At 58.7% G+C, this 525-nt stretch carries 1 protein-coding gene; it reads left to right on the top strand.

The genetic code is table 11. The features are described 5' to 3' along the window. Window positions 1-525, top strand: a 525-nt coding sequence (locus EXE42_RS18925) for a hypothetical protein (RefSeq protein WP_158293768.1), incomplete at both ends; no start/stop codon positions are given.

Below are 525 nucleotides of genomic sequence, written 5' to 3'. Positions count from 1 at the left end.
GTTGATCCGTCGAAAGCGTACGACTTCAAGACGACCGACGGTGAACCACTTAGTCACCTGCTCCACGAGGATTCGTGGCTCTACCCCGAGAACTGGGCTGACGTTAACGTCCTGTTGCTCGCTCGTGGTGAACTGAAGTCGTTCTCAACGGGCGCTATCGCGACGTGGGCACACGACGCCTTTCCGCAGCTCCATACGTACTACATCGCCCCGTCGAACGGGCAGGTCTACGACTACATCGAACCGATCCGTGAGACGTACGTTGAGCAGGCGAACATGGAGTCGCGGCGGACGACGAACAAGAAGTCCGCACAGGTCTTCAAGACGTACCAGAAGGCCGATAACGGCGACGTGAACCCCGTCCTCGGGCGTTTCCAGACGGACTCGGGGTACTCCGAGGAGTCTGTTCGTGGGAAACACTCCCAACTCGGGATTACCGACGAGACACAAGACCTCAAGGAACGGGTCTTCAACGTCTTCCAGCCCGCGATCGACCTCCAACTCCCCGACGTTGACTACTTCCCG

The organism is Halorubrum sp. SP3 (genome assembly GCF_005435195.1).
Taxonomy (GTDB): domain Archaea; phylum Halobacteriota; class Halobacteria; order Halobacteriales; family Haloferacaceae; genus Halorubrum; species Halorubrum sodomense.
This window is presented reverse-complemented; position numbering and strand designations above follow the sequence as displayed.